This window comes from Mesorhizobium australicum, assembly GCF_900177325.1.
GTDB lineage: Bacteria > Pseudomonadota > Alphaproteobacteria > Rhizobiales > Rhizobiaceae > Mesorhizobium_A > Mesorhizobium_A australicum_A.
Window position 1 is genome coordinate 3,605,129 of the sequence record NZ_FXBL01000004.1, and the last position, 25,507, is coordinate 3,630,635.

General features: G+C 65.2%; 28 protein-coding genes. 14 read left to right on the forward strand and 14 right to left on the reverse strand.

All coding sequences use genetic code 11. The annotated features are described in order from the left end of the window. Positions 1-23: 23 nt before the first annotated feature. Together B9Z03_RS20290 and B9Z03_RS20295 are read right to left on the reverse strand one after the other, a co-directional pair. A complete protein-coding gene (locus tag B9Z03_RS20290; protein ID WP_085465866.1) occupies positions 24-1,145 on the reverse strand; it encodes a DUF5938 domain-containing protein in 1,122 nt (373 codons plus the stop codon). Positions 1,146-1,179: 34 nt separating this feature from the next. Continuing rightward, positions 1,180-1,983 carry an SDR family NAD(P)-dependent oxidoreductase gene (locus B9Z03_RS20295; RefSeq protein WP_085465867.1) on the reverse strand — a complete coding sequence of 268 codons (804 nt, stop codon included), beginning with the start codon at positions 1,981-1,983 and terminating at the stop codon, positions 1,180-1,182. 309 nt (positions 1,984-2,292) lie between these two features. On the opposite strand from B9Z03_RS20295, the gene B9Z03_RS20300 reads away from it, so the two are divergent. Next, positions 2,293-2,946 (forward strand): TetR/AcrR family transcriptional regulator, encoded by a 654-nt coding sequence (locus B9Z03_RS20300; protein ID WP_085467782.1) that lies wholly within the window; start codon positions 2,293-2,295, stop codon positions 2,944-2,946. A 50-nt stretch (positions 2,947-2,996) separates the two neighbouring features. On the opposite strand, the gene B9Z03_RS20305 is transcribed toward B9Z03_RS20300, so the two are convergent. After that, positions 2,997-4,175: an HD-GYP domain-containing protein gene (locus B9Z03_RS20305; protein WP_176247573.1), complete on the reverse strand. Its 1,179-nt coding sequence runs from the start codon at positions 4,173-4,175 to the stop codon at positions 2,997-2,999. A 241-nt stretch (positions 4,176-4,416) separates the two neighbouring features. Here B9Z03_RS20305 and B9Z03_RS20310 point away from each other — a divergent pair, with 241 nt between their 5' ends. Further along, positions 4,417-5,688, forward strand: coding sequence for a GGDEF domain-containing protein (locus B9Z03_RS20310; protein WP_244561797.1), 1,272 nt, complete (start codon positions 4,417-4,419; stop codon positions 5,686-5,688). Between the two features lie 7 nt (positions 5,689-5,695). On the opposite strand, the gene B9Z03_RS20315 is transcribed toward B9Z03_RS20310, so the two are convergent. The 3 genes from B9Z03_RS20315 to B9Z03_RS20325 all read right to left on the reverse strand — a co-directional run bounded on the left by B9Z03_RS20315 (position 5,696) and on the right by B9Z03_RS20325 (position 8,491). Then, positions 5,696-6,478: an ABC transporter permease gene (locus tag B9Z03_RS20315; protein WP_085465868.1), complete on the reverse strand. Its 783-nt coding sequence runs from the start codon at positions 6,476-6,478 to the stop codon at positions 5,696-5,698. Then, a complete protein-coding gene (locus B9Z03_RS20320; RefSeq protein WP_085465869.1) occupies positions 6,475-7,263 on the reverse strand; it encodes an ABC transporter ATP-binding protein in 789 nt (262 codons plus the stop codon). The genes B9Z03_RS20315 and B9Z03_RS20320 overlap by 4 nt, the downstream gene beginning before the upstream one ends. A gap of 202 nt (positions 7,264-7,465) precedes the next feature. Further along, positions 7,466-8,491 (reverse strand): ABC transporter substrate-binding protein, encoded by a 1,026-nt coding sequence (locus B9Z03_RS20325; protein WP_085465870.1) that lies wholly within the window; start codon positions 8,489-8,491, stop codon positions 7,466-7,468. 205 nt (positions 8,492-8,696) lie between these two features. Between B9Z03_RS20325 and B9Z03_RS20330 the strand changes: the two genes are divergently transcribed. From B9Z03_RS20330 to B9Z03_RS20355, 6 genes are all read left to right on the forward strand, one after another. Continuing rightward, positions 8,697-9,632, forward strand: coding sequence for an alpha/beta fold hydrolase (locus B9Z03_RS20330; protein ID WP_085465871.1), 936 nt, complete (start codon positions 8,697-8,699; stop codon positions 9,630-9,632). Between the two features lie 27 nt (positions 9,633-9,659). Next, complete coding sequence (locus B9Z03_RS20335) at positions 9,660-9,899, forward strand: DUF4160 domain-containing protein (RefSeq protein ID WP_085465872.1); 240 nt, start codon at positions 9,660-9,662, stop codon at positions 9,897-9,899. Then, a complete protein-coding gene (locus B9Z03_RS20340) occupies positions 9,892-10,296 on the forward strand; it encodes a DUF2442 domain-containing protein (RefSeq protein ID WP_085465873.1) in 405 nt (134 codons plus the stop codon). The genes B9Z03_RS20335 and B9Z03_RS20340 overlap by 8 nt, the downstream gene beginning before the upstream one ends. Positions 10,297-10,482: 186 nt before the next feature. After that, positions 10,483-11,667, forward strand: a complete 1,185-nt coding sequence (locus tag B9Z03_RS20345; protein ID WP_085465874.1) for a CaiB/BaiF CoA transferase family protein — start codon at positions 10,483-10,485, stop codon at positions 11,665-11,667. Further along, positions 11,664-12,296: a LysE family translocator gene (locus B9Z03_RS20350; RefSeq protein ID WP_085465875.1), complete on the forward strand. Its 633-nt coding sequence runs from the start codon at positions 11,664-11,666 to the stop codon at positions 12,294-12,296. The genes B9Z03_RS20345 and B9Z03_RS20350 overlap by 4 nt, the downstream gene beginning before the upstream one ends. Positions 12,297-12,323: 27 nt before the next feature. Then, positions 12,324-13,973, forward strand: a complete 1,650-nt coding sequence (locus B9Z03_RS20355; RefSeq protein ID WP_085465876.1) for a thiamine pyrophosphate-binding protein — start codon at positions 12,324-12,326, stop codon at positions 13,971-13,973. Positions 13,974-14,011: 38 nt separating this feature from the next. On the opposite strand, the gene B9Z03_RS20360 is transcribed toward B9Z03_RS20355, so the two are convergent. Next, positions 14,012-14,911: a helix-turn-helix domain-containing protein gene (locus tag B9Z03_RS20360; RefSeq protein ID WP_085465877.1), complete on the reverse strand. Its 900-nt coding sequence runs from the start codon at positions 14,909-14,911 to the stop codon at positions 14,012-14,014. Positions 14,912-14,997: 86 nt separating this feature from the next. Here B9Z03_RS20360 and pobA point away from each other — a divergent pair, with 86 nt between their 5' ends. From pobA to B9Z03_RS20385, 5 genes are read left to right on the forward strand one after another with little or no spacing between them, the layout of a single operon-like run. After that, positions 14,998-16,170 carry a 4-hydroxybenzoate 3-monooxygenase gene (gene pobA / locus B9Z03_RS20365; protein WP_085465878.1) on the forward strand — a complete coding sequence of 391 codons (1,173 nt, stop codon included), beginning with the start codon at positions 14,998-15,000 and terminating at the stop codon, positions 16,168-16,170. 25 nt (positions 16,171-16,195) lie between these two features. Continuing rightward, positions 16,196-16,591 carry a 4-carboxymuconolactone decarboxylase gene (pcaC, locus tag B9Z03_RS20370; RefSeq protein ID WP_085465879.1) on the forward strand — a complete coding sequence of 132 codons (396 nt, stop codon included), beginning with the start codon at positions 16,196-16,198 and terminating at the stop codon, positions 16,589-16,591. 10 nt (positions 16,592-16,601) lie between these two features. Continuing rightward, positions 16,602-17,342, forward strand: a complete 741-nt coding sequence (pcaH, locus tag B9Z03_RS20375) for a protocatechuate 3,4-dioxygenase subunit beta (protein ID WP_085465880.1) — start codon at positions 16,602-16,604, stop codon at positions 17,340-17,342. Between the two features lies 1 nt (position 17,343). Further along, positions 17,344-17,958 carry a protocatechuate 3,4-dioxygenase subunit alpha gene (gene pcaG / locus B9Z03_RS20380; protein WP_085465881.1) on the forward strand — a complete coding sequence of 205 codons (615 nt, stop codon included), beginning with the start codon at positions 17,344-17,346 and terminating at the stop codon, positions 17,956-17,958. Positions 17,959-17,977: 19 nt separating this feature from the next. Next, the gene (locus tag B9Z03_RS20385) at positions 17,978-19,039 is read left to right on the forward strand and encodes a 3-carboxy-cis,cis-muconate cycloisomerase (RefSeq protein ID WP_085465882.1); all 1,062 of its coding nucleotides are present in this window, start codon (positions 17,978-17,980) and stop codon (positions 19,037-19,039) included. Between the two features lie 6 nt (positions 19,040-19,045). Here the strand turns inward: B9Z03_RS20385 and B9Z03_RS30435 are convergent, their stop codons facing one another. From B9Z03_RS30435 to B9Z03_RS20405, 5 genes are all read right to left on the reverse strand, one after another. Next, entirely contained in the window at positions 19,046-19,174 is a 129-nt protein-coding gene (locus tag B9Z03_RS30435; RefSeq protein ID WP_280174846.1) for a hypothetical protein, read from the reverse strand. A gap of 130 nt (positions 19,175-19,304) precedes the next feature. After that, positions 19,305-20,276, reverse strand: a complete 972-nt coding sequence (locus B9Z03_RS20390) for an ABC transporter substrate-binding protein (RefSeq protein ID WP_085465883.1) — start codon at positions 20,274-20,276, stop codon at positions 19,305-19,307. 23 nt (positions 20,277-20,299) lie between these two features. Continuing rightward, on the reverse strand, positions 20,300-21,412 hold the full coding sequence (locus B9Z03_RS20395; protein WP_432417009.1) for an ABC transporter permease: 1,113 nt from the start codon (positions 21,410-21,412) through the stop codon (positions 20,300-20,302). Further along, positions 21,409-22,284, reverse strand: a complete 876-nt coding sequence (locus B9Z03_RS20400; RefSeq protein WP_085465884.1) for an ABC transporter permease — start codon at positions 22,282-22,284, stop codon at positions 21,409-21,411. The genes B9Z03_RS20395 and B9Z03_RS20400 overlap by 4 nt, the downstream gene beginning before the upstream one ends. 3 nt (positions 22,285-22,287) lie before the next feature. Then, positions 22,288-23,067 carry an ABC transporter ATP-binding protein gene (locus B9Z03_RS20405; RefSeq protein WP_085465885.1) on the reverse strand — a complete coding sequence of 260 codons (780 nt, stop codon included), beginning with the start codon at positions 23,065-23,067 and terminating at the stop codon, positions 22,288-22,290. 189 nt (positions 23,068-23,256) lie between these two features. Here B9Z03_RS20405 and B9Z03_RS20410 point away from each other — a divergent pair, with 189 nt between their 5' ends. Continuing rightward, on the forward strand, positions 23,257-23,667 hold the full coding sequence (locus tag B9Z03_RS20410; protein ID WP_085467786.1) for a cupin domain-containing protein: 411 nt from the start codon (positions 23,257-23,259) through the stop codon (positions 23,665-23,667). Positions 23,668-23,670: 3 nt separating this feature from the next. Here B9Z03_RS20410 and B9Z03_RS20415 read toward each other — a convergent pair whose 3' ends face one another. Together B9Z03_RS20415 and hydA are read right to left on the reverse strand one after the other, a co-directional pair. Further along, entirely contained in the window at positions 23,671-24,048 is a 378-nt protein-coding gene (locus B9Z03_RS20415; protein WP_085465886.1) for a hypothetical protein, read from the reverse strand. Then, on the reverse strand, positions 24,048-25,499 hold the full coding sequence (hydA, locus tag B9Z03_RS20420; protein WP_085465887.1) for a dihydropyrimidinase: 1,452 nt from the start codon (positions 25,497-25,499) through the stop codon (positions 24,048-24,050). The genes B9Z03_RS20415 and hydA overlap by 1 nt, the downstream gene beginning before the upstream one ends. Positions 25,500-25,507: the final 8 nt, after the last annotated feature.

Here is a 25,507-nt window from a genome sequence, read left to right on the forward strand (position 1 = left end):
CGGCAAGCCGCCGCCCGCTCGAGTCAGGTATGGACCGTCAGGATCGGGTTCATCACCAGGCCGAAGCTGCGCAACTGCCCGAGCAGTTCGCGATGACCGAAGGCCTGACAGGCCGAGGCGAAGCCGACACGCTTCGGCGGCTGCTGCAGCAGCGAGAAGGCGGCATAGGCCTGCAGCATGCCGGTCTGCTTGTAGTTGCAGTTGCCGTGGATGACGCAGTGCGCCCGCCCGAGCGGCCCCGAGGCGTAGACGGAATCGATCGAGGTGTTGATGCGCGGGTTCTCGCGCGGCGGCATCGTCGCCTGCAGGCTCGCGGCGATGTCGCCGAGCGCCTTCTCCTGCTGGTCGGGCGGCAGCGGCTTGATCTGTTCCTTGACCATCTGCGTGGTCTGGACGACGCCCTCCATCACCGGCCTCGCGAGCACACCGCCCATGACGCGGCAGTTGGAGACGCGCGGATCGTTCTTGAACCAGACCGGATGTGCTGTGCCGCCCCACGGCACCGCGATAGCGGTCTCGTGCTGGCCCGGCACCGCGACGTCGGCACGGGCGGTCACGTCCCATTCGACGAACTTGTTCTGCTCCAGATAATACCAGTTCGCCTTGAGGATGGTGAAGATCGTCTGGGTCGAGGCGTAGGTCGGGAAACCCTTCCAGAACACCAGGATGTCGAGCGTGTCGAGGCCGGGGGTCTCCAGGCAGATATTCGCCGCGATCTCTCCCGTCGTGTACATCTGGGCATTGTTGGGCGCGAGAAGCAGGCCCTTCCTGGCGAACGCGTCGCCCCAGGTCTTCTGGCAATGCAGCACCCAGTCCTGCTCGCCGGTGGTATCGGTGTAGTGGCAGCCCGCCGCGAGCGCGGCCTCGACCACTTCCGAACCGTATTTAATGAAAGGGCCGACCATGTTGGACACGACCCGGCTGCCCTTGAACAGCTTGGTCAGCGCCTCGACGGTATGCTCCACCTCGACCACTTCGTAGTCGGCGGTCTCGATGCCTGGGATCTTGTCGACCACGGCCTGGACCTTGGCCTTGTCGCGCCCGGCGGCGATGAAGGGGATGTTGTATTCCCTGAGATATTCGCAAACCAGGCGTCCGGTGTAGCCGGAGACGCCGTAGACCACGACGGGTCGCTTGTCGCTCATCTGAAATCCTCCCTGTTTTCTTGGATGATTGCCGTCACATGCCCATGCCGCCGTCGACCGGCAGACCGGCGCCGGTAACAAAGCGCGAGGCGTCGGAGCACAGGAACGCCGCTGCATCCGCGATGTCCGAGACCTCGGCCAGCCGCGCTAGCGGTGTCTGCTCGACCACCAGCGCCACGGCGGCGTTGATGTCGGCGGCAAGGCCGACCGAAACCATGTCGGCGGCGAGCTTCATGCCCATCTCGGTCGGCGCGAGGCCCGGATAGAGGCAGTTCACGCGCACCCCATAGCCGAGCTTGCCCGCCTCCATGGCCGCGACGCGGGTCATTCGGTCTACGGCCGACTTGGTGCCCGAGTAACCGACGATGGCCGGGAAGGCGATCGTCGCGGCGACCGAGGCGATGTTGAGGACCGAGCCGCCCTTGCCCGCCGCACCGCCCGGCCGCATCGCGCGGAAGGCATGCTTCATGCCGAGCGCCACGCCGACGATGTTGACGTCGCACATGCGCCGCAAGTCCTCCGGCTTCACGTCGATCACCAGCGAGGTGATCTCGATGCCGGCATTGTTGACCAGGATGTCGAAGCCGCCCAGTTCGGACACGGTCGCGGCGACCGCCTTTTCCCACTGCGCCTCGTCGGTGACGTCGAGTTGCGCGAAGCCGCTCTTCACGCCCGACTTTGCCAGCGTCGAAGCCGTCTCTCGCCCGACGTCGGCGAGAATGTCGCCGATCATCACAGACGCACCCAGGGCCGCGAGTGCCTGCGCGATCGCCGCGCCGATGCCCCTCGCCCCACCCGTCACCAGGGCCGTCCGGCCCGCCAAGCTCTTCTCAACCATGTCTTCCTCCCTGTTTCGCTCGACGCCGGACAAGGCTCCGCCCTCCGGGCCAAAATGGTCCGGTGGCGCCAAGCGCGCGAAACACTGTCCAGGTTCGGCATTCCTCCCTGCGCCCGCCCCGACCGTCGGTGCGAGTGCGATACTTTTGACAGATGGCCAAGAATATCATGACAAGCGTCAAACAAAATCTTGACACTTGTCAAGCGACAAATCTTGACGATTGTCCAGGAAATTGCTTTCGGCTGTATGGGATGGCATTGTGCGGTGCCGACCGGCATCCGGCCGGATCGGAAGGCGGAACGAGGCGACATGGCGCTGCAGGAAATCGAAGCGAGACAAACGGCCACCGGTAAGGCGGGCACCGGACGGGTGGACCGCCTGCGCGTGGACAAGTTCGCCGCGCGCCGCGTGGAACTTGCCGAGGCCGCGCTGGAGGCGCTCGGAGAGCTTGGCTACGCCCGAACCAGCCTGCGCGAGATCGCCCAGAAGTCGGAGTTCACGCATGGCGTGCTGCACTACTATTTCACCGACAAGGTCGACCTGATCTGCTGCTGCGTGCGGCACTACAAGGCGAAGTGCGTCACGCGCTACGACCAGGTGACCGCGACGGCGCCGACCCGCGAAGCGCTGCTGGAGGGGTTCCTCGCCAAGCTCGGCGAGACCATGAGCACCGAGGCGCCGATGCATCGCCTCTGGTACGACCTGCGCTCACAGGCGCTGTTCGAGGACGTCTTCCGCGACGACGTCATCGCCATCGACAAGAGCCTCGAGGACATGATCTGGCGGATCGCCTCGCGTTACGCGGAGCTCGGCGGGAAGTCGCCCTCCATGCCCCGCGGGCCGCTCTACGCGGTGTTCGACGGGCTGTTCCAGAAGCACCTGCTGCGCCACCTGGCGGGCGAAGCGGATGCCATCCCGCAGATGCTCGACGACGTCCGGCGCCTGTTGCCTCTGATCGCCTGAGGATCTGCGGCCGGGACGGATCTACCCCTAGCTTCGGCGCCCTGCCCTTCTCAACGGGAAGTGTCGTCGCCGAACTCGTGGAGGATCCACTGGAAATCCTCTTCGACCTCGGAGAACACGTCGACCAGCAGCGGATCGAAGTGACGGCCTCTTTCGTCCAGGATGATCCGCACGGCGCGCTTGTGCGGGAATGCGGCCTTGTAGACGCGGGGCGAGACCAGCGCGTCGTAGACGTCCGCGATCGCCATCAGCCGTCCCGACAGCGGGATCTCCTCCCCTGCGAGACCGCACGGATAGCCGCTTCCGTCCCATTTCTCGTGATGGGTGTACGCAATATCCTGCGCGATGCGGAAGAAGCGCGTGCCGGCGCCAAAATGGGTTTCGGCCTTGGCTATCGCATCGCGGCCGATCGCGGCATGCGTGCGCATGATTGCGGTCTCCCGTGCCGTGAGCGGTCCCGCCTTGCGCAGGATGCGGTCCGGGACTCCCACCTTGCCGATGTCGTGCAGCGGCGCCGCTTTGACGATGAGCTCAATGGTCCGATCGTCGAGCTGCCCGGCATAGACGCCGCGCGCCCGCGCCGCCTCGGCCATCACCCGGACATAGTGTTGCGTGCGGTAGACGTGGTTGCCCGTCTCGACGTCGCGCGTCTCTGCCAGCGAGCCCAGCGCCAGGATAATTGCCTCCTGCGCCTTCACCGCCTCATCGCGCGCGGCTGCAAGCGACTCCAGCAGCGCCACATTGGTCATCGCGACGGCTGCGCTGTTTGCGATCCGCTGCGCGATTCGCACCTCATGATCCTGCGGCCGCCGCCGCTGGGCCCAGTAGATCCCCATCGCCGCGACGGGATCTTCCTTGCGCACCGGCACCATGACCAGGCTGCGCACGAAGGTCGGCCGGTAGGCGGCATGGGGAATGCGCGGATCGGCGTAAATGTCTTCGATGATCGCGGCCTCGCGGTGGAGCATCGCCCAACCCGAGATGCAGGTATTCATCGGAAAGCGCTGGCCTTTCCAGAGCGGGGCGATGGCGTCTTCCTCGGCATAGTGGCACATGCCATGGTCACGCAGCACGAAGGTCACGCCGTCGGCGCCGATCAGCGGCCTGACACCAGTGCGCACGACCGCCATGATCTCGTCGATGCCGCGCGCCATCGAAAGCTGGAGCATCAAGTCCTCCAGGCTGCCGGTCTCGTCATAAATCTGCGCGCGTTCAGCCAGACCGCTCATGTCACCCCACCCTGCGACGGCAATTCTAGGCTGAAAGTACTAATGGAATGCAATCAGCACCGTCGCAAATGCAATCAAAGCTGGCTGCGCGGCGCCCGCGCCGCAACCGTCACCGGCGGCCATTCTCAAGAGCGTGCATTCCGGCGGGGCGCCCTTTCGAAACATGCGCTTAACGGTTGCGCCACTATAACGGGATTCGGAAGGCGGCGACGGGTTCGCCGCACAATCGGGTTGTCGTAGCGTGACGAACGCATTCCTGCTCCTTGTCGAAGCGCTCGGTTATTTCGGCCTGATGGCGGTGCTGTTCGCCCTGCGCGGCCGTATCGGCCTCGGCGTCTTCATGACGGCGCTCGCGGGCATGCATTTCCTGGAGACCTACCTCGCCAGCGTCTTCTACGTCGCGGCTCCTCTCGGCATCCTCTCGCCCGGTTCGACCGTTCTGTTTTCCGGCAAGCTGGTGATGCTGCTGCTTCTCTACATGAAGGAAGACGCCGCCACCGTGCGCCAGCCGATCTACGGCCTGCTCGTCGGCAACCTGCTGACGCTCGGATTGGTCGGCGTGCTCCGCTTCCACAGCGTCGAGCCGCTTCCCGGCGGCGCTATGCCGGACATGTCGTTCATCGACGACATGGGTTGGCTGATGGCCTGGGGCACCGCCCTGCTGTTCATCGACGCCATCCTCATCATCCTGCTCTACGAGGCGCTCGGACGCGTCCTTCGCACCAACCTCTTCCTCAGGATCTTCGTCTCGGTCGCCATAATACTCACCTTCGACCAGATCGGCTTCTTCACCGTTCTGCACCTCCTGACCGATGCTCCGTGGTCCGCCTTCTTCGGCGGCTGGGCCGGCAAGATGGCCGCGGCGCTGGTCTACAGCATGCTGACGCTCGCCTATCTGCGCTGGTTCGAGCGCGGCGAGCTGCCGGTGCCGCGTGGTGTCTCCGACGTCTTCGAGGCGCTGACCTACCGCGAGCGCTACAACGCGCTGGTCGAGCACGCCGGGCGCGACGCGCTGACCGGCCTGATGCATCGCGGCCGCTTCAATGAACTGGGAGCGCAGGCCGTCGCCACGAGCCAGGCGACCGGGCGGCCGCTGACGCTGCTGATCATCGACGTCGACCATTTCAAGTCGATCAACGACCATCATGGCCACGCCGAGGGCGACCGCGTGTTGCAGACCATCGCCGCCACACTGGTCAACCAGGTCGGTCCCAAGGATACCGTCTTTCGCATCGGCGGAGAGGAATTCGCGGTCCTGTGTCCGTACCCGCATGCGCTGGGGCGGCTTCTGGGCGAGACGATCCGGCAGGTGATCTGCCTCGACGACGGCAGCGCGCCGCGCTGCACGGTGAGCGTCGGCGTCGCGACCACCGGGCCATCGGTGCAGAGCCTAGAAGAGCTCTTTGCGCTGGCGGACCGGCGCCTCTACATGGCCAAGGACGGCGGCCGCAACCGCGTTGTCGGAGAGGGCCCGGCTGAAGGCTGGACGGGCTCCACCGCGATCTCTTTCTGAGTTCGCTTTACTGCGCCATCTGGCCGCGATGGGCCCAGCCGGTGGTGCGCCGCTCGATCCAGGCCATCAGCGCATACATCGCGATGCCCTCGACCGCGAGCATGATCAGGCCGGCGAACACCAGCGGCACGTTGAACTGCGACTGCGCCGCCGACATCATCTGGCCAAGCCCGGAGTTCGATGCGACTGTTTCCGAGACGACGGAGCCGACGAAGGCGAGCGTGATCGCCACCTTCAGCGAGCCGAAGAAATACGGCATCGAGCGCGGGATGCCGACCTTCAGCATGATGTCCATCTTCTTCGCGCCCAGAGCGCGCAGCACGTCCTCGGTTTCCGGCTCGATGGTGGCGAGGCCGGTGGCGACATTCACCACGATCGGGAAGAACGAGATCAGGAAGGCGGTGAGCACCGCCGGGATCGTGCCGATTCCGAACCAGATGACGAGGATCGGCACGATCGCGACCTTCGGGATGGCGTTGAAGCCGACCATGATCGGATAGAGGCCGGCATAGATCGTCTTCGACCAGCCGACGAGCAGTCCGAGCGCCAGCCCGCCGACGACAGCGAGCAGGAAGCCCACGCTGGTCGTGTAGAGCGTCTGCAGCGAGTTCTTCCAGATCGCCGGCCAGAACTCGATGATGGAGGAGAGGATGGCCGTCGGTGCGGGCAGCACATAAGGCGCAATGCCGAAGACGCGGACCGCCAGCTCCCACACCAGGAACAGACCGATCGTATAGAGCCAGGGAGCAGCGGCCTGCCAGTCGATGGCAGATTTTGTCTCGGTGCTCATGCCGCGCTCCTTGCTTCCGCGATCGCGCCGCGCAGTTCGTGCACCATGTCGTTGAAGGCCGGCTCGTAGAGGAGATCCAACTCCCGCGGGCGCGGGAAAGGCACCCGCCTCTCCTGCAGGATGCGGCCCGGCCGCGAACTCATGACGAAGATCTTGTCGGCGAGGAAAGTCGCCTCGCGCAGATCGTGCGTGACGAGGATGATGGTCACGCCCTGCGCCGCGTGCAGGTCGCGAATGACGCACCACAGCTCCTCGCGGGTGAAGCTGTCGAGCGCGCCGAACGGCTCGTCCAGCATCAGCAGCTCCGGCTCGTGGATCAGCGCGCGGCAGAGATTGGCGCGCTGCTGCATGCCGCCGGAGAGCTGCCAGGGGAATTTCTGGCCGAAGCCTTTCAAGCCGACCGTCTCCAGCAGTTTCTCGGCCTTGGCGACATATTCGGCCTTGTTGGCGCGCAGTCGCTTGCGATGCTTCTCGACGATCTCCAGCGGCAACAGAATGTTGTCGAGCGTCGTGCGCCACGGCAGCATGGTCGGGTTCTGGAACGCCATGCCGACGATCGACACCGGCTTGGTCACCCGCTCGCCATTGACGGTGACCGTGCCGGCCTGCGGCATGTGCAGACCGGTCACCAGCTTCATCAGCGTGGACTTGCCGCAGCCGGACGGCCCGACGACGGCGGCGAACTCACCCTTGCCGACATCGAGCGTCAGGTCCTTGACGGCCAGCGTGCCACCGGTCCCGCCGTAGCGCATGTCGACATTGGCGATGGTGACGAGAGGGGTCATGGTGTTGTGCCGGTCGTCGTTGGATGGAGCCTACCTTCTCCCCTTGTGAGAGAAGGTGGCGGACCCCGGATTTGATCCGGGGGAGGTCGGATGAGGGGTGCTGGACCGAGCGGGGCGCCGGCATTTCGGCCAACACCCCTCATCCATCTTGGCGCTGCGCGCCAATCCACCTTCTCCCACAGGGGGAGAAGGCAGCGTGCCCTCAGGGCAGCATCCGCTCTTCCTTCGGCGGCAGGAACGAGGCGTCGAAGATCTGGTCGGCCTTGACGTTGCCCGCGAGCTTCATCGAGACGGTCAGGTATTCGATCGACTTGGTGAGCTTGGCCATGTCCAGCCCACCGAAGCCGTTCTCGACCACGTATGGCGTCTTGATGTTGAGATCGTTCGCCATCTTGAGCCGTTCGAGCTCGATGTCCTTCTTCAATACCTCGTTGCGCGCCATCACGGCGGCGACACCGGCCTCGGGGTCTGCGACCGCATCGGCGAAGCCCTTGGCCAGCGCCTTGAGGAAGCCCTTCACCGCATCGGGATTCGCCGCCGCGAAGTCGGTGTTGACCAGGATCGAATTGCCGTAGAGGTCGAGCCCGTGTTCGGCCATCAGGATCATCGAGATATCGTCGGCGGCGACGCCTTGCGCCTTCAGGTTCAGCACCGAGGAGAAGGCGAAGCCGAAGATGCCGTCGACCTGGCCCTGCGCCAGCATCGGCTCGCGCACCGGGAAGCCGACGCTCTCGATCGTCACCTTGGAAGCGTCGATGCCCGCGGCTTGCACGAAGGCCGGCCACTGCGCGAAAGCGCCGTCCGGCGGCGGAGCGCCCAGTTTGTGGCCTTCGACCGACTTCGGATCGTCGGTGATGCCAAGGCTCTTGCGGCCGATGATCGAGAACGGCGGTCGCTCATAGACGACCATCACCGCCTTGATCTTCTGGGTCGGATCCGTGTCGAGGAACTTGATCAGCGAATTGATGTCGCCGAAGCCCATCTGGTAGGCGCCCGTCGCTACGCGCGGGATCGCTTCCACCGAGCCGTTGCCGGTGTCGATGGTGACGTTCAGCCCTGCTTCCTTGAAATAGCCCTTGTCCATCGCCAGGAAGAAGCCGGCCGCCGGGCCCTCGAACTTCCAGTCCAGCGTGAATTTGATGTCCGTCTCGGCCGCAGCCGGCGCGGCAAAAGCCACGGCTCCGGCCAATGCGGCGGCAGCGAGCGAGAACGCCCTGCGATTAATCATGCTTCGACACTCCCCAACGTTTGTCAGAACGGCATCAAACAGGGGTCGCACGAGCTTGGCAAGGCAAATTCTGCACAGACATTGATCACCCGCCTCCCATGGTTATTTCATGAGCATTCAACTCCCGGCTGACGCCCCAACGGGCGTGGCTTGACGAATTTGTCGGCAATGGGCCAAGTCCCTTGCCGTCGCGCGGGAGGGGAACATGGCTTTCGATAGAACGATCAGCGTCGCCTCGCCGACAGGCGCCACGCTCAACGCCTATGTCCGCAATGCCGAGGGCACGCCACACGGCGTGGTTCAGATCAACCATGGCCTCGCGGAACACGCCGCGCGCTATGCCCGCTTCGCCGATTTCCTCGCCGCCCGCGGCTTTCATGTCTATGCGCACGACCATCGCGGCCACGGCGCGACCACCGCCCCGGATGCCCCGCCCCGCATCTTTGCGAAACAGGATGGCGCGGCGAAGGTCGTTGCCGACATCGACGCGATGCACGACCGCATCGCCGCCGACCACCCCGGCCTGCCGGTCATCCTGTACGGCCATTCGATGGGCGGCCTGTCGGGCATGAACCATGCGCTGAAGCACTCGGGCCGCCTGCATGCGGCAGCGATCTGCAACGCCAACTTCTCCGCCGGCCTGCCCGGCCGCCTCGCCCTGGCGGTGCTCGCCTTCGAGCGCTTCCGCCTCGGCTCCGACGTGCCCTCGCGCATTCTGCCGAAGCTGACCTTCCAGGCCTGGGCGAAGCAGATCAAGGACCGCCGCACCGAATTCGACTGGCTGTCGCGTGACCCGGCCGAGGTCGACAAATACGTCGCCGACCCGCTCTGCGGCTGGGACGCCTCTGTGTCGATGTGGAAGGATGTCTTCGACCTGATCTTCATTGGCGCCGACGACCACAACTATGCCGGCGTCCGCCGCGACCTGCCGCTCTATCTCGTCGGCGGGGAGCGCGACCCCGCGACCGACGGCGGCAAGGCCGTCCGACATCACGCCGAACGGCTGAAGCGAATGGGCTTTTCGAGTCTGGTTTCAACGATTTACCCGCAGACCCGCCACGAAAGCCTGAACGAGGTGAACCGCGACCAGGTGATGGCGGATTTCGCGGCGTGGCTGGAGCGAGTGGTACCCCCACGTTGAAAAACCCAACTGGATGGGTTATTGGATATGATCACCGTTCTGAGAGAAAGCGGCTTTCGCATCGTCATTTTCCTGAACGACCATCTGCCCGAGCATGTCCACGTGTATGGCGATGGAGAGGCCAGGATCGATCTGGGCGGAGAGGCTGGCGGCGCGAAAGTCGTATGGTCGTTGGGAATGAAACGGAGCGACGTTCGCCGCGCAGTGTCGATCGTCAATGCGCACCGCGATGATCTCATCCTTCGCTGGAGGGAGTTGCATGGTTGAAATCACCGATGCTGAAATGATAGCGGCGCAAAGGCGTGGCGCTGAGGCACAACACACTGAACCTCGCGCCATATCGGCCCGATATGACCCGAAGCTGAAAAGGGTCATTGTCAAACTCTTGAACGGCTGCGCTTTCGCATTCCCGCCACACCTTGCCCAAGGTCTGGAAACGGCAACCGACGAACAACTGGCGAAGGTCGAAATACTCGGGGCAGGCTTCGGGCTGCGCTGGGAAGCGCTTGATGTCGATCTGAGCGTGCCAGGCCTGCTCGATGGCATCTTCGGAACGAGCAGATGGATGGCTGCGAATGCCGGCCGTACGACATCGGAGGCGAAGGCGGCCGCCGCCAGGGCGAACGGCGCAAGGGGCGGACGGCCGCGAAAGGCGGCGTCCTGAGCATTGAACCGTCCGGTCACAGCCATAGATCAGTCGCACCTGCGCGCCGAGCCTGGCGAAGCTGATCGGCTTCCGCCACGCGACGTTCCCTGCTCCGCCAGAAGGTGTGCGCCGCGTGGCACAAGGCAAGCCCGTGACATCATTCGCGGCCGCTGCTAGTCAGCCGGCAATCGGAGTTTCTCACGCATGTCCAAGCCACCGCTCTCCGGCGTCCGCGTCATCGAACTGGCCCGCATCCTCGCCGGCCCCTGGGCCGGACAGGTGCTCACCGACCTCGGCGCCGACGTGATCAAGGTGGAAAACCCGGACGGCGGCGACGACACCCGCAAATGGGGACCTCCCTTCGTCATGGCTGCGGACGGCACCAACCTGTCGGCCGCCTACTATCACTCGACCAACCGCGGCAAGCGCTCGATCGAGATCGATTTCACCACGCCCGAGGGCGCCGAGACGCTCAGGAAGCTGATCGCCGATGCCGACGTGCTGATCGAGAACTTCAAGGTCGGCGGCCTGAAGAAATACGGCTTCGACTACGACAGTGTGAAGGCGCTCAACCCGCGCCTCGTCTACTGCTCGATCACCGGCTTCGGCCAGACCGGTCCCTATGCGCCGCGCGCCGGCTACGACTTCATCATCCAGGGCATGTCCGGCATGATGTCGATCACCGGCGAGGCCGGCCGCGAGCCGCAGAAGGCCGGCGTGGCCATCTCGGACATTTTCACTGGCCTCTATTCCGTCATTGCCATCCAGGCTGCCCTGCGCCATGCGGAGGCAACTGGCGAGGGCCAGCACATCGACATGGCGCTCTACGACACGCAGATCTCGGTACTCGGCAACCAGAACCTCAATTATCTCGTCTCCGGCAACGCGCCGATCCAGATGGGCAACGCCCATATGAACATCGCGCCCTACGAGGTGCTGCCGCTGGCCGACGGACACTTCATCCTCGCGGCGGGTAACGACGGCCAGTTCCAGCGCTTCTGCAAGGTGGTGGGGCTCGAGAACCTGCCCGCCGATCCCGACTTCGCGACCAATCCGGCGCGCGTGGTCAACCGCGCCCGCCTGCGCGAAAAACTCATCGCCGCGCTCGCCTCCTGGACCCGCGCCGACCTGCTGCCGAAGCTCGATGCGGCGGCGGTGCCGGCGAGCCCGATCAACAACATTGCCGAGAGCTTCGCCGACCCGCAGGCGGTCGCGCGCGGTATGCGGATCGACCTCCCCGACGGGCACGGCGAGACGCTGCCCGGCGTGCGCGCGCCGATGCTGTTCTCGGCGACCCCGATCGAATACTCTCGCCCCTCGCCGAGGCTCGGAGAGCATACGGCGGAAATCCTGGCTAAGCTCGATCAAAGCAAGGAACACGATAGATGAGCGTCTGGACCCTCTTGGCTTTCTCGGCCGTTGCCTTCATCGCCATCGCCACGCCCGGCCCGACGGTGCTGCTGGCGCTTGCCAACGGGTCACGCTTCGGCTTCCGCCGCGCCGCGTGGGGCATGGCGGGGGCCGCGACGTCGGACTTCGTTCTCGTCGGCGCCGCGGCAATCGGACTCGGCGCGCTGCTCGCCGCATCCGAGTTCTGGTTCGGGGTCGTCAAATGGGTCGGTGTTGCCTACCTCGCCTGGCTCGGCATCCAGCTTTTGCGGTCGCACGGCAGCCTCGACCCCGCTGCTCTCGCCACGACAGACCAGCTTCGCGGATCTCCGCGCGCGCTGTTCGGAAAGAGCTTCTTCGTCGCGGTGACGAACCCAAAGGGATACCTCTTCGTCTCGGCCTTCCTGCCGCAATTCGTGTCAGCCTCTGGCCCTCAGCTTCCCCAATATGCGATCCTGGCTATTCTGTTCGCGGCGATCGACGTGGCGGTGATGGCGATGTACGCGGCCTTCGGCGCCCAGGCAGTGCGCGTGCTGACGCGAGGCGGCCTGGTCTGGCTCGACCGCGCCTGTGGCGGTGCGCTTCTGGCGCTTGCGGGCTCCCTCGCCTTTTATCGCAAGGCGGCCTGATATCCGAACCGACCTAGAGGACATCGCATGAAGACCGGCGGACAGCTCATCGTCGACTGCCTGGAGGCCAACGGGGTCGAGCGCATCTATTCGGTGCCGGGCGAAAGCTATCTCGCCGTGCTCGACGCGCTGCATGATTCGAAGATCAGGAACATCGTCTGCCGCCAGGAAGGCGGGGCCGCGATGATGGCGGATTGCGAAGGCCGCCTGACCGGGAAACCGGGCGTCTGCTTCGTCACCCGCGGCCCTGGAGCCACCAACGCGTCGGCCGGCATCCACATCTCGCGGCAGGATTCCAATCCAGTCGTCATGTTCGTCGGCCAGGTCGCGCGCGGCAATCTCGAGCGCGAGGCGTTCCAGGAGGTCGACTACCGGGCCTTCTTCGGCTCGATGGCCAAGTGGGTGGTCGAGATCGACGACGCCTCCCGCATCCCCGAACTCGTTACCCGCGCCTTCGCCGTGGCCACCTCCGGACGCCCGGGCCCGGTGATCGTCGCCCTGCCGGAAGACATGCTGACCGAGCAGGTGGAGGCGCCGGTGCCCCTGCCCTTCGTGCCGGTCGACAGCGCGCCCGGCGAGGCGGAGATGGCTGCCACCATCGCCCTGCTGGAAAAGGCCGAGCGGCCCTTCGTCATCCTCGGCGGCACGCGCTGGACGGCTGACGCAGTCAAGGCCATGTGCGGCGCGCTGGAGCGATGGAACCTTCCCGCCGGCTGCTCCTTCCGCCGCCAGGCGCTCTGCGATCAGCTTCACGTCTCCTACGCGGGCGACATCGGCATCGGCATCAACCCGAAGCTCGGCGACTATATCAAGAAGTCGGACCTGATCCTGCTCGTCGGCTGTCGCTTCGGTGAAATGCCGTCCGCCGACTACACATTGATGAAGAGCCCCTATCCCGACCAGAAGCTGGTCCACATCTATCCCGACCCGCACGAGCTCGGCCGCGTCTATCGCCCGACCGTCGCGATCAACGCGACACCGGCTGCGTTTGCCCATGCCCTGGCCAGGACCGCACCACGGGCCACGCCGGTCTGGGCGAACCGAACTGCCGAGATGCACGAAGACTACCTCGCCTGGTCGACGCCACCCGCCGACGGACCGGGTCCGGTCAAGATGGGTCCGATCATGGCCTGGCTGGAGGAACACCTGCCGGAGGACGCGATCATCGCCAACGGCGCCGGCAACTTCGCCACCTGGATACACAGGTTCCACCGCTTCCGTCGCTTCAACTCGCAGGCCGCGCCCACCTCTGGCTCCATGGGCTACGGCGTGCCGGGCGGCGTCGCCGCCAAGCTGGCGTTTCCCGAGCGAGAGGTCATCGTCTGGGCCGGCGACGGCGACTTCCTGATGAACGGCCAGGAGTTCGCGACGGCGATCCAGTATGGCGCACCGGTCATCGTCGTGATCCTCAACAACGGCATCTACGGCACGATCCGCATGCATCAGGAGCGCGAATATCCCGGCCGCGTCTCAGGCACCACGCTCCAGAACCCCGACTTCGCGGCCCTCGCCCGCGCCTATGGCGGCCACGGCGAGACAGTGGCCACGACCGACGAATTCGCCCCCGCCTTCGAGCGGGCCCGCGCCAGCGGCAAGCCCTCGATCATCGAGGTCAAGCTCGATCCTGAAGCGATCACACCGACGCGCACGCTGACGCAGATCCGCGAAGGAAAGTAGGGGACGCGTCTTCTGCCTTCGGTACGCGCCGCGCCGGCTCAGGCCAGCTCAGGCGGCGCAAGCCGTCCCTTTTCCGCCGAGCGATATTCCCCCGGTGTCACCCCTGTCTGTCGCCGGAAGAAACGGTTGAAGTAGGCCGGATCTGCAAATCCAAGCGATTCCGCAATACGGTTCACCGGCGTCGGCGTGAAGACGAGATCGCGGCAGGCGGCCTCGGTGATGCGCCGCGCGATCAACCCCTGCAGCGTCTGTCCCGTGACCGCGCGCGCGATGCGGTTGAGTTGGGAGACGGAGACCCCTATCCGTTCGGCATAGAACGCCGCTGGCAGGCCATGCCGGTAGTGCGTCGCCACCAGCGTCTCCAACATCTGCGCCCTAGAGTTCTGGGGGTCCGGCTTCGCCGCGTCGTCGGAGCGTCCGGCAGTCCAGATCCGCGCGAGGCCGATCACCGCGAGCGCCGTCAGCGCCTCCAGCGCCGCCCCGCGCCCGACCGGCCGATCGCGCATTTCCGCATCGATGCGCAGCAGGATCTCGTCAACACCGTCCGCGACGGGAAGAACACGCACAGCATCGGCAAAGGCCGCGACGTGCCTGTCCGCCGACCCCACCGAGACCAGCCGGTCCGCGAGCGCCGTCACGACGATGCCGCCAACCGAGGGCGAGAAGCGGAATCCGTGCACCGCTCCCGCGGGAATGAAGAGGACGCAAGGCGCCGCCAGCCGCGTCACCGAGCGGCCGTCGAGAACCTCGCCTTCGCCCCCGGTCACCAGGAACATTTGGAACAGCGAGGGGTGGCGGTGCGTGGCGATCTCGAAGCGGTGCAGCCGCGAGCGTTCCGGCAGCGGCTCGCAGTGGATCCAGAAATCGGCCGCCTCCTCGCGTGCCTCGCGATAGAGTCGGTATTCGGGAACGTCGTTGGGAGCTTTCCTGGCATCCATGCGCGGATTGTGCAGTCAGATGCCCGAAATGTCCATTGCTGGGCCCTTCGCATGCGTTCAACGTGCAAGCATCAAGGGAGGAACGCTTGCGAACCCAGGTCGCCATCATCGGCTCTGGCCCGTCAGGGCTGCTGCTCGGCCAGTTGCTGTCCGACGCCGGCGTCGACAATATCATCCTGGAGCGTTCCTCCAAGGCGCATGTGCTCGAACGCATCCGCGCCGGCGTGCTGGAGGAAGGCACTTGCCGCCTGCTGGACCAGGCCGGCGCAGGCGAACGGATGCACCGTGAGGGGCTGCCGCATGACGGCTTCGACCTGACCTTCGACGGTAAGCGCCATCGCATCGACCTGCGCGACCTGACGGGCGGCAGACGGGTCATGGTCTATGGCCAGACCGAGGTGACGAAAGACCTGATGGACCGCCGCGAGGCGACCGGAGGCAAGACCTTTTACGAAGCGGCCGATGTCGAGCCGCACGACTTCGCCGGCGAGCGCCCCTGTCTGACGTTCCGCCACGGCGGCGTCGAGCACCGTCTCGACTGCGATTTCATCGCCGGCTGCGACGGCTATCACGGTGCCTCGCGCAAGGCCGTGCCGAAGGATGCGATCCGGCTGTTCGAGCGCGTCTACCCCTTCGGCTGGCTCGGCGTCATCGCCGACGTGCCGCCGGTGAATCACGAACTGATCTATTCCAACCATCCGCGCGGCTTCGCGCTATGCTCCATGCGCTCGCACACCCGCTCGCGCTACTATGTGCAGGTGGCGCTTGACGAGAAGGTCGAGGACTGGTCGGACGAGCGCTTCTGGGACGAGATACGGCGACGGCTGCCGCAGGGCACGGCGGAGGCGATGACCACGGGTCCGTCGATCGAAAAGTCGATCGCGCCGCTGCGCTCCTTCGTCGCCGAGCCCATGCGTTTCGGCAGGATGTTCCTCGTCGGCGACGCGGCCCACATCGTCCCCCCGACCGGTGCCAAGGGCCTGAATCTCGCTGCGAGCGACGTCCACTATCTGTTTGAAGGCCTTCGTGAATTCTACTCCGAGGGGTCGTCTGCCGGCGTCGATGTCTATTCGGCCCGCGCCCTGTCACGCGTTTGGAAGGCGGAGCGTTTCTCCTGGTGGATGACCTCGCTCATGCACCTCTTCCCCGACAATGGCGATTTCGGCCAGCGCATCCAGGAGGCGGAACTCGAATATCTCGTCGGCTCGCGTGCGGCGTCGACCGCTCTTGCCGAGAACTATGTGGGTCTGCCCTATTGAAGGACGACCTATCCGGAGAAAAGCGATGAGCGACAAGGAGAAGAACGAGCGGCTGGCGACAGGCATGAAGACCCGGCGCAGCGTTCTGGGCGACGCCTGGGTCGACGCCGCGAATGCGCGCCGCACCGAGTTCGATTCCGACTTCCAGGACTACATCACCGGCATGGCCTGGAACGATGTCTGGTCGCGTCCCGGCCTGACGAAGCGCGAGCGCTCGATGATCACCATCGCGCTGCTGGCCGGCCTTGGCCAGTGGGACGAGGTTGCCATGCACACCCGCGCGACGCTCAACACCGGCGCCAGCCGCGACGACCTGCGCGAGGTGATGTTCCATGTCGCCGTCTATGCCGGCGTTCCGGCTGCAAACCACGCCATCAAGGTGATGAAGCAGGTCTTCGCCGAGATCGACGCAAAACCCTGAGGAGGAAGCCATGTCCAACAACCGGCCCGAGACCGGATCCTTCTTCGCCCGCGACCGCGAATGGCATCCGCCAGCATTCACGCCCTGGTACAAGACCTCCGTTCTGCGTTCGCCGCAAAAGGCGATGATCTCGCTCGACAACACGATTTCCGAGATCACCGGGCCCGTCTTCGGCCACAACATGCTGGGCGAGCTCGATGACGACCTGATCCACAATTTCGCCAGGCCCGGCGAGAGCGCCATCGGCCAGCGCATCATCGTCTACGGCCGTGTGCTCGACGAGCGCGGCCGCGGCGTGCCGGGCGCGCTGCTGGAGTTCTGGCAGGCTAATGCCGGTGGGCGTTACCGCCACAAGAAGGAGGGCTACATGGCCCCCCTCGACCCGAACTTCGGCGGCTGCGGCCGCACCATCACCGACGAGGACGGTGCCTACGCCTTCCGCACCATCAAGCCCGGCCCTTACCCCTGGCCGAACGGCCCGAACGACTGGCGTCCCGCCCACATCCACTTCTCGATCTTCGGCCACGGCTTCGCGCAGCGGCTGATCACCCAGATGTATTTCGAAGGCGACCCGCTGATCTGGAAATGCCCGATCGTGCGCACCATTCCCGACAAGGCGGCGATCGAACAGCTCGTCGCTGCGCTCGACATGGAAGCGACGATCCCGATGGACGCCCGCGCCTACAAGTTCGACATCGTGCTGCGCGGCCGCCGCTCGACCATGTTCGAGAACCGCCTGGAGGGGAATTGATATGGCCCAGTCGCTCAATCGCCTCAAGGAATCCGCCTCGCAGACGGCAGGCCCCTACGTGCATATCGGCCTCACGCCCAACTTCGCCGACATTCCCGGCGTCTATCCCGAGGATCTCGGCATCTCCATGGTCAACGACAAGACCAGGGGCGAGCGAATCACGGTGAAGGTGCGCGTGATCGACGGCGCCGACACGCCGCTGAAGGACGCGCTGGTCGAGATCTGGCAGGCGGATGCGGACGGGCTCTACAACTCGCCTTCCGAGATGCGCGGCGCGGCCGACCCGAACTTCCAGGGCTGGGGCCGCAAGGCGACCGACATGACCACCGGCGAATGCGTCTTCGAGACGATCAAGCCCGGTCGCGTGCCGTTCCGCGACGGTCGCCCGCAGGCCCCTCACATCACGTTCTGGATTGTCGCGCGCGGCATCAACATCGGCTTGCATACACGGATGTATTTTGCCGACGAGGAGAAGGCCAATGCCGAGGACCCGATTTTCCAGCGCATCGAGCACAAGAATCGCATCCCCACGCTGATCGCGCCGCGCGACGGCGACACCTACACTTTCGACATCCGGCTGCAGGGCGAGAAGGAAACCATCTTCTTCGACATCTGAGCCCGTGCGATAAGGCCGCATGACCGTCTCGCCCTTCGACCATCCGATCCTGTCCGGCCTGCTCGGCGATGCCGAGCTTGCCGGCTTCTTCTCGACCGAAGCCGAACTCGACGCGATGCTGCGCTTTGAGGCGGCCCTCGCCGAGGCCGAGGGCGCGGAGGGCGTCATCCCGCTGGACGCCGCGAAAGCTGTTGCCGCGGTCCTGCCACGGGCAGCGCTTCATCACGCTGCGCTCCGCGAGGCGACGCGGCGGGACGGCGTGATCGTTCCCGAACTGGTGCGCCAGCTGCGCGCCGCGGTCGGCGAGGAGCTTGGCAGGCATGTGCATGTCGGAGCGACCAGCCAGGACGTGATCGACACCGGCCTTGCTCTGCGGCTCGCCGAGGTTCTTCCGATCCTTGACACAAGGCTTGCGGCGGTTGTCGCGACGCTCGACGCGCTCGACACCCGCGACGGCAAAATCAAGACGATGGGGCACACGCGGATGCAGGCCGCGATCCCCGTTCCCGCCTCGCGCAAGATCCTGAGCTGGCGCGACCCGTTAGCGCGCCATCGCGAGCGCCTTGCCGCCGTGTGCGCCGACGTCGAGATCCTGCATTTCGGCGGCGCGGCCGGCACGCTCGAAAAGCTCGGCGACAAGGGAGAAGCCGTCGGCCGCCGCCTCGCAGCCTCGCTCGGTCTGGCTTACATCCCCCGCCCCCGCCACACCGAGCGAGACGGCATCGCGGCGCTGGCCTCCTGGCTGTCCCTGGTCACCGGCAGCCTTGGCAAGATGGGGCAGGACGTGGCGCTGCTGGCGCAGAACGAGGTCGCGGAGGTGAAGCTCGCGGGCGGCGGTGGATCGTCGGCCATGCCGCACAAAGCCAATCCGGTCGGCGCGGAAGTGCTCGTCACGCTTGCCCGCTTCAACGCCACGCTTCTGTCGGGCATGCATCAGGCGCTGGTGCACGAGAACGAGCGCTCGGGCGCGGCCTGGACACTGGAATGGATGCTGCTGCCGCAGATGATCCTTGCGACGGGCGTCGCCCTGCGGACGGCGGCGACGTTGATCGATGGCCTGACCTTCGTCCGAAAGGGCTGACCGCCCTTAGAGCCCTGCCATCCTGAGCAGTCGGCTCACTTCGGCGATGACCGCATTTGTCATGTGCCAGTTGTTGTACAGCTGCTCGTAGAGAATGTAGAACGTCACGACGACGACGGCGATGACGATGCGCATGGGCGGGGTTCTCCGGATTGTAGCGTGGAGCCTATGAACCTTTCCTTGCGCGAGTGTTTCGCTCCGCTCCCGCCAAACGAAAAAGGGGCGGTTGCCCGCCCCTTTCGCAGTTCGGACCCGCAGCGGACCGTTACTTGATCGCCGCGTCGGTGATTTCCTTCGTCCAGGCGCCCGACGGCTCCTTGGTCAGGATCTTCTGGTCGAGCAGCGCCTTGGCGGTGCGGTCGTACGCCGCCTCGATCAGCTTGCCGTCGGCATTGTCGATCAGCTTCGCCACCTCGCCCATCATGCGCTTCTGGTGGTTCTCGTCCTGGCCGCCGTTCTCGACCACGATGTCGGCCGCCTCGTCGGGGTTCTTCACCGCGTAGTCCCAGCCCTTCATCGAGGCGCGGACGAACTTGACCATCTTCTCCTTGAAGGCCGGGTCCTTCAGCTTGTCCTCGAGCGTGTAGAGCCCGTCCTCAAGCAGGTCGACGCCCATGGCCGTGTAGTTGAACACGATCAGGTCGTCCGGCTTGTAGCCGGCGTCGATGAGTTGCCAGTATTCATTGTAGGTCATCACCGAGATGCAGTCCGCCTGCTTCTGGATCAGCGGCTGCACGTCGAACGACTGCTTCAGCACCGTAACGCCGTCGGCTCCGCCTTCGGTCGGGATGCCGAGCTTGTTCATCCAGGCGTAGAACGGATACTCGTTGCCGAAGAACCAGACGCCCAGCGTATGGCCCTTGAAGTCGGCTTCGGTCTTGATCGGGCCATCCTTCGGGCAGACGAGTTCCATACCCGCCTTCTTGAACGGCTGGGCGATGTTGACGAGGCCGACGCCCTTCTCGCGGGCCGCCAGCGCGCCGCCCATCCAGTCGACGATCACGTCGGCGCCGCCGCCGGCGATCACCTGCTCGGGCGCGATGTCGGGGCCGCCCGGCTTGATCGTGACGTCGAGACCTTCCTCGTCATAGAAGCCCTTGTCCTTGGCCACGTAGTAGCCGGCGAATTGGGCCTGCGTCACCCATTTGAGCTGCAGCGTCACCGCGTCGGCCGCCTGGGCCTGAACGGCGGCCAGCGACACGCCGCCGGCCAGCATTGCGAAGATCAGCTTTTTCATTCTTGTTCCCTCTGAAGTTAAGTCTATCCACCACGGACAGACGGATGCCAGAACGTCACGGCCCTCTCGATAAGGGCCAGCAAGCCGTAGAAGATCGACCCAGCCAGCGCCGCCACCGCGATCTCCGCCCAAACCATGTCGACATTCATCCTGCCAACCTCGGTCGAGATGCGGAACCCCATGCCGACCACCGGAGTGCCGAAGAATTCCGCGACGATAGCGCCAATCAAAGCCAGTGTTGAGTTGATTTTCAAGGCGTTGAAGATGAAGGGCGCGGCGGCCGGAAGCCGCAGCTTGAGAAGTGTCTGCCAATAGTCGGCGGCATAGGTGCGCATCAGGTCGCGCTCCATATGGCCCGCGGCCGCCAGACCTGCCACCGTGTTCACCAGCATCGGGAAGAAGGTCATGATCACCACGACCGCCGCCTTGGAATGCCAGTCAAAGCCGAACCACATCACCATGATCGGCGCCACGCCGATGATCGGCAGCGCCGAGACCATGTTGCCGATCGGCATGAGGCCGCGCCGCAGGAACAGGAACCGGTCGGCAAGGATCGCGACGGCAAAGCCTGCGCCGCAGCCGATCGCATAGCCGATCAGCACCGACTTGAAGATCGTCTGACGGACGTCTGCAAACAAGATCGGCAGCGACGACGCGAACCTCGCACCGATGGCGGAGGGCGGCGGCAGGAGGATGAATGGGATTCCCGCGCCGCGCGTCACGGCCTCCCAGATGATCAGCAGCCATGCGCCGAAGATGGCGGGAATGATCAGCTTGAGCGCCCAGCCCAGCTCCCGCGTCCTGATGCCTGAGAGCACCGTGGCAAGCCGCCATGCGAGCAGCCACGCCGCCGCGATCAGCAGGAAGAACGCGCGCGTCGCTTCGCCCTCGTGGCCGGCAATCCCGCTCAGGAGCAGCCATGCCGCGCCATGAGCCCCGAGGAAGAGAATGACCGCTTCCCCCGCTGCTCCGAGACGCAAGGCCGGCACGAACACACCGGCAAGCAGCAGCGCGAATATCGCCGTTGTGGTGACGGCACCGTACCCCGGTTCGGAGACGGCGATGGGCAGAAGCAGCGCCGCGAGCACCGTGGCGACAAGCGCAAGCCAGGATTGCCAGGGAAGCCTCGCCATCATGCCGGCCGCGCCCCCATCAGGCGCTCGGTGATCCTCCCGGCAAGGCCTACCAATGTGACCAGCAGCATCGCCACAACAGAGCCGGCGACGAGGGCGGCGAACATGTCGATCGTCTGGCTGTAATAGGAGCCGCTGAGCAGCTTGGCGCCGATGCCGGCAACTGCGCCCGTCGGCAGCTCGCCGACGATCGCGCCGACGAGAGACGCCGCCACCGCGACCTTCATCGAGGTGAACAGGTAAGGCACCGAAGCCGGCACGCGCAGTTTCCAGAACACCTGCGATTTCGAGGCGTTGTAGGTGTGCATCAGGTCGAGATGCATGATCTCGGGCGAGCGCAGACCCTTCACCATCCCGACCGCGACCGGGAAGAACGACAGATAGGTCGAAATCAGCGACTTGGGGATCAGCCCGGTAACACCGACCGCCGCCAGCACCACGATGATCATCGGCGCCAGCGCCAGGATGGGAATGGTCTGCGAGGCGATGATCCAGGGCATCAGCGAGCGGTCCAGCGTCGTCACGTGCACGATGCCGACGGCGATCAGGATGCCGAGCACCGTGCCGAAGGCGAAGCCCAAGAGCGTCGCCGACAGCGTCACCCAGGCGTGGTAAACGAGGCTGCGGTTGGACGTGACCTTCCTGAGGAAGGTGTTCTCGAAGAAATTCTGCGCCACCTGATGCGGCGCCGGCAGTGTCGGCTTCGGCTGCGTCATCGTCTTGACGACAAACTCCCAGGGCGTCGATGTAATGCCCGCCCGCCGGTCGAGATCGCGCTGGAACGGGGCGTTCAGCGCATACGAGCCGATGTACCAGGCTGCCACGATCAGCGCGAGGATGACGAGGACGGGGAAGATGGAACGCAGAGTCCTCATCTATCAATCCTCATAGCTGTGCCCTGCCCTCAACCCCTCCCGCACCCGCGCGGCGATGGCGAGGAATTCCGGCGTTTCGCGGATGTCGAGTGGCCGCTCCTTCGGCAGCGTCGACTCGATGATATCCGTCACGCGCCCCGGCCGCGGACTCATCACCACGATCTTGGTCGAGAGGTAGACGGCCTCAGGGATCGAATGCGTCACGAAGCAGATCGTCTTGTTGGTCCGCGCCCACAGTTCCAGCAATTGCTCGTTCAGATGGTCGCGCACGATCTCGTCCAGCGCGCCGAACGGCTCGTCCATCAACAGCAGGTCGGCGTCGAAGGCGAGCGCGCGCGCGATCGAGGCGCGCTGCTGCATGCCGCCGGACAATTGCCACGGGAACTTCTTCTCGAAGCCCGTCAAATTCACCAGCGCCAGCGTCCGCCTGATCCGTTCCGCCTGCTCGGCCTTCGAAATCCCCATGATCTCCAGCGGCAGAGCTATGTTCTTTTCGATCGTGCGCCACGGATAGAGCGCCGCGGCCTGGAAGACGTAGCCGTAGGCCCGCGCCTCACGAGCTTTCTCGGGCGTCATGCCATTGACCGTGATCGTGCCGCCGGTCGGCTTTTCGAGGTCGGCGATGACGCGCAGGAACGTCGTCTTGCCGCAGCCGGACGGGCCGATGAAGGAAACGAATTCGCCTTTGCCGATCTCGAGATTGACGTCGTTCAGCGCATGCACAGGTCCGTCGGCGGTCTGAAAGACCAGATCGAGATTGCGGGCGGAAATGATTGATTGCATTCAGGTGCCGGGCCGGATTGCGAGGTGCCGAAGGCCCGACGATAGATTGCCGCACTGCAAACACAAGCGGATTCGCAGCCGCTTTCCCCGGCCCAGACGCCGCAGTCCCGCGGCCTTGCGCAACGAGCGGACGCAGTGTTCAATCCGCGCCGCCGGGATTCGCCGCCTGGCCTTCCGGAAGGCTCGTCCATGACCGATGAACCCAGACCGACCTGCCGTGTGGTTCGTCCCGCCGATGCCTATGGCGGCAAGCAGGGGCTGAACTATTTCGCTGGCATCGCCGCGGAGACCGTCGGCTCGAAGGGCCTGTGCATGCATGTCGTCACCATCCCGCCCGGCGCCCGCGCCAGGGCGCATCTGCATGAAGCGCATGAATCGGCCGTCTACGTGCTCTCCGGCACGGCGCGCACCTGGTATGGCGAGCGGCTGGAGGATTATGCCGACATGGGGCCGGGCGAAATGATGTATATCCCCGCCGGCGTCCCTCACCTGCCCGCCAATCTGGGCACCGAACCCTGCACCGCGATCATTGCCCGCACCGACCCGAACGAACAGGAAAGCGTGGTCCTGCTGCCCGAACTCGACGCCTTGACGAAGTGATCGTCACGGGCACTTGCGCACCTCGGACAGTACTTCGCCGGTCGACTGACGCACACGCATCAGCCCCGGGTCGGTGTGGTCCTTCTCGATGATGTACATCTCCACCGTCTGGTAGTCCTCGCCCTCGTGCCCGCAGAGCCCGGTCACGATCTGCGCCCCGCTGGTCGACGGCAACGCCTGGACCCACTCGCACAGCGTGACATAGGTCTCGATGCCGTCCGGCTTGAGCACCACCATGTCGTCGTTCTCGTAGTTGCCGTCCTTGGCATATTTGCAGCCATTCGGATTGCCCCAGGTGCCTTCGAGCTGGAGCGGCTGGGCAAACAGGCCGGTGGGCAGGCAGGTCACAGCCAGCAGCAGAGCCGCGCGTGCAACTCGCATCACACGCCGCTCGCGGGGATACCCGACCGCTCGACCTTGCGCGGCGCGACCAGTTCCTTCCAGGTCGACAGCGCGCGGTTGACGGCGCCCTTCGGCTCGCGGCCGACGAATTGGCCGTGGCCCGGCTTCGCCTCCACCTTGCCGTCGTTCACCGCCAGTTCCCCGCGCGTAAAGACGTAGCGCGGCAGGCCGGTCACCTCGTAGCCCTCGAACACGTTGTAGTCGATCACCGACTGCTGGCTCTTGGCCGCGATGGTCTTCTTCTTCTTCGGATCCCAGACGATCACGTCGGCATCGGCCCCTTCGAGGATCGCGCCCTTCTGCGGATACATGTTGAGGATCTTGGCGATGTTGGTGGAGGTGACCGCCACGAATTCGTTCGGCGTCAGCCGGCCGGTGTTGACGCCGGCCGTCCACAGCACCGGCAACCGGTCTTCCAGCCCACCCGTGCCGTTCGGTATCTTGGTGAAGTCGCCGACGCCGTAGCGCTTCTGGTCGGTGGTGAAGGCGCAGTGGTCCGTCGCCACCGTCTGCAGCGAGCCGGCCTGCAGCCCCGCCCAGAGCGAATCCTGGTGGGTCTTGTTGCGGAAGGGCGGGCTCATCACGCGCCGCGCGGCATGGTCCCAGTCCTTGTCGAAATACTCGCTCTCGTCGAGAACGAGATGCTGGATCAGCGGCTCGCCATAGACGCGCATGCCCTTCTGGCGCGCGCGGCGGATCGCCTCGTGGCTCTGCTCGCAGGAGGTGTGAACGACGTAGAGCGGCACGCCCGCCATGTCGGCGATCATGATGGCGCGGTTGGTCGCCTCGCCCTCGACCTCGGGCGGACGCGAATAGGCGTGCGCCTCGGGACCGTTGTTGCCCTCGGCGAGCAGCTTCTGCGACAGCGCCGCCACCACGTCGCCGTTCTCGGCATGTACCAGCGGCAGCGCGCCAAGCTCGGCGCAGCGCTGGAAGGAGGCCAGCATCTCGTCGTCGTTCACCATCAGCGACCCCTTGTAGGCCATGAAGTGCTTGAACGAGGTGATGCCCTTGTCGACGACGGTCTGCATCTCGTCGAACACCTGCTTGCCCCACCAAGTGATCGCCATATGGAAGGAATAGTCGCAGGCCGCCTTCGAGGTCTTGTTGTCCCACATCTGCAGCGCCTCAAGCAGCGACTGGTTGGGCGACGGCAGGCAGAAGTCCACCACCATCGTCGTGCCGCCGGCGAGCGCAGCCCTTGTGCCGCTTTCGAAGTCGTCGGCCGAATAGGTGCCCATGAACGGCATTTCGAGATGGGTATGCGGATCGATGCCGCCCGGCATCACGTAGCAGCCGGTGGCGTCGTATTCGTGGTCGCCATGCAGGTCGGGACCGATCGCCTCGATCTTACCGTGCCGGATCAGCACGTCCGCCTTCCACGTGCGGTCGGCGGTGACGATGGTGCCGTTCTTGATGACTTTGGACATGCTAGTTC

What these genes read in the sequence shown, in the direction of transcription:
- B9Z03_RS20290 (WP_085465866.1), bottom strand. Translation starts at nt 1,145, where the DNA reads ATGAGCGACAAGCGACCCGTCGTGGTCTACGGCGTCTCCGGCTACACC.
- B9Z03_RS20295 (WP_085465867.1), bottom strand. Translation starts at nt 1,983, where the DNA reads ATGGTTGAGAAGAGCTTGGCGGGCCGGACGGCCCTGGTGACGGGTGGG.
- B9Z03_RS20300 (WP_085467782.1), top strand. Translation starts at nt 2,293, where the DNA reads ATGGCGCTGCAGGAAATCGAAGCGAGACAAACGGCCACCGGTAAGGCG.
- B9Z03_RS20305 (WP_176247573.1), bottom strand. Translation starts at nt 4,175, where the DNA reads ATGAGCGGTCTGGCTGAACGCGCGCAGATTTATGACGAGACCGGCAGC.
- B9Z03_RS20315 (WP_085465868.1), bottom strand. Translation starts at nt 6,478, where the DNA reads ATGAGCACCGAGACAAAATCTGCCATCGACTGGCAGGCCGCTGCTCCC.
- B9Z03_RS20320 (WP_085465869.1), bottom strand. Translation starts at nt 7,263, where the DNA reads ATGACCCCTCTCGTCACCATCGCCAATGTCGACATGCGCTACGGCGGG.
- B9Z03_RS20325 (WP_085465870.1), bottom strand. Translation starts at nt 8,491, where the DNA reads ATGATTAATCGCAGGGCGTTCTCGCTCGCTGCCGCCGCATTGGCCGGA.
- B9Z03_RS20330 (WP_085465871.1), top strand. Translation starts at nt 8,697, where the DNA reads ATGGCTTTCGATAGAACGATCAGCGTCGCCTCGCCGACAGGCGCCACG.
- B9Z03_RS20335 (WP_085465872.1), top strand. Translation starts at nt 9,660, where the DNA reads ATGATCACCGTTCTGAGAGAAAGCGGCTTTCGCATCGTCATTTTCCTG.
- B9Z03_RS20340 (WP_085465873.1), top strand. Translation starts at nt 9,892, where the DNA reads ATGGTTGAAATCACCGATGCTGAAATGATAGCGGCGCAAAGGCGTGGC.
- B9Z03_RS20345 (WP_085465874.1), top strand. Translation starts at nt 10,483, where the DNA reads ATGTCCAAGCCACCGCTCTCCGGCGTCCGCGTCATCGAACTGGCCCGC.
- B9Z03_RS20350 (WP_085465875.1), top strand. Translation starts at nt 11,664, where the DNA reads ATGAGCGTCTGGACCCTCTTGGCTTTCTCGGCCGTTGCCTTCATCGCC.
- B9Z03_RS20355 (WP_085465876.1), top strand. Translation starts at nt 12,324, where the DNA reads ATGAAGACCGGCGGACAGCTCATCGTCGACTGCCTGGAGGCCAACGGG.
- B9Z03_RS20360 (WP_085465877.1), bottom strand. Translation starts at nt 14,911, where the DNA reads ATGGATGCCAGGAAAGCTCCCAACGACGTTCCCGAATACCGACTCTAT.
- pcaC (WP_085465879.1), top strand. Translation starts at nt 16,196, where the DNA reads ATGAGCGACAAGGAGAAGAACGAGCGGCTGGCGACAGGCATGAAGACC.
- pcaH (WP_085465880.1), top strand. Translation starts at nt 16,602, where the DNA reads ATGTCCAACAACCGGCCCGAGACCGGATCCTTCTTCGCCCGCGACCGC.
- pcaG (WP_085465881.1), top strand. Translation starts at nt 17,344, where the DNA reads ATGGCCCAGTCGCTCAATCGCCTCAAGGAATCCGCCTCGCAGACGGCA.
- B9Z03_RS20385 (WP_085465882.1), top strand. Translation starts at nt 17,978, where the DNA reads ATGACCGTCTCGCCCTTCGACCATCCGATCCTGTCCGGCCTGCTCGGC.
- B9Z03_RS30435 (WP_280174846.1), bottom strand. Translation starts at nt 19,174, where the DNA reads ATGCGCATCGTCATCGCCGTCGTCGTCGTGACGTTCTACATTCTCTAC.
- B9Z03_RS20390 (WP_085465883.1), bottom strand. Translation starts at nt 20,276, where the DNA reads ATGAAAAAGCTGATCTTCGCAATGCTGGCCGGCGGCGTGTCGCTGGCC.
- B9Z03_RS20395 (WP_432417009.1), bottom strand. Translation starts at nt 21,412, where the DNA reads ATGATGGCGAGGCTTCCCTGGCAATCCTGGCTTGCGCTTGTCGCCACG.
- B9Z03_RS20400 (WP_085465884.1), bottom strand. Translation starts at nt 22,284, where the DNA reads ATGAGGACTCTGCGTTCCATCTTCCCCGTCCTCGTCATCCTCGCGCTG.
- B9Z03_RS20405 (WP_085465885.1), bottom strand. Translation starts at nt 23,067, where the DNA reads ATGCAATCAATCATTTCCGCCCGCAATCTCGATCTGGTCTTTCAGACC.
- B9Z03_RS20410 (WP_085467786.1), top strand. Translation starts at nt 23,257, where the DNA reads ATGACCGATGAACCCAGACCGACCTGCCGTGTGGTTCGTCCCGCCGAT.
- B9Z03_RS20415 (WP_085465886.1), bottom strand. Translation starts at nt 24,048, where the DNA reads ATGCGAGTTGCACGCGCGGCTCTGCTGCTGGCTGTGACCTGCCTGCCC.
- hydA (WP_085465887.1), bottom strand. Translation starts at nt 25,499, where the DNA reads ATGTCCAAAGTCATCAAGAACGGCACCATCGTCACCGCCGACCGCACG.